This is a genomic window from Pseudomonas sp. CM27, assembly GCF_013179515.1.
Lineage (GTDB): Bacteria > Pseudomonadota > Gammaproteobacteria > Pseudomonadales > Pseudomonadaceae > Aquipseudomonas.
Window position 1 is genome coordinate 1 of record NZ_JABMCN010000478.1, and the last position, 792, is coordinate 792.

1 protein-coding gene is annotated in these 792 nt (G+C 60.7%); it reads right to left on the reverse strand.

What is annotated here, in order from left to right; translation table 11 throughout:
• A partial coding sequence (locus tag HP547_RS29065; RefSeq protein ID WP_172288957.1) for an immunoglobulin-like domain-containing protein occupies window positions 1-792 on the reverse strand: 792 nt, incomplete at both ends.

Consider the following 792-nt stretch of genomic DNA (forward strand, 5'->3'; position numbering starts at 1 on the left):
GTTGCTCGCCGACCACTTCAGCTTTAGTGATGCTGACGGTGATCTTGCCTTCGTCCTTGAACACGTCCTCGCCCTGCGCTGGTGCAGCGTAGGACTTGGTGGTCTCGCCGGCCGCGAAGGTCAGGGTTGCACCGGTGCTCAGGGTGACGGTGAACGGCTTGTCCAACGCCTTGTTCAGGCTGATGGTGAAGGTCGGTTCAGTAGCTTCGTTGACCGACAGCTGGTCGGCCACGATGGTGACCTTGACCAGGTCGCCTTCGCCAGATGGCTCATCGGTGACTTCGGTGCTGACTTTGGTTGCGCCCAGTTCGAGCTGCTCGAACTGATCGGCGCCTTTGCCGGCGACGTCAGTGAGACCCTGGGTGATGGTCACCGGGTCGTTGACGTAGACGTTGTCCGGTGCGCTGACAGTAACCGAACCAGTAGCTTCACCGGCTTTGATGGTCACAGTGGTGCCATCAGTCAGGGTGAAGGTCAGGCCTTTGTGATTGGTGACTGGCAGGGTCGGGTCTGCGCTGACCAGGGTCACGGTGTAAGTGATCTTGCCGCCTTCGGTGACGGTGGTGTTATCCACCGTGAGTTCGGCAGTGACCGGGCTCTGCGTATCGGTGACGGCCACGGTCGCCGCTTTGCCGATCTGCAGGTTTTCCAGCTGCTCACCGACCACCTCAGCTTTAGTGATGCTGACGGTGATCTTGCCTTCGTCCTTGAACACGTCCTCGCCCTGCGCTGGTGCAGCGTAGGACTTGGTGGTCTCGCCTGCCGCGAAGGTCAGGGTGGCACCGGTGCTCA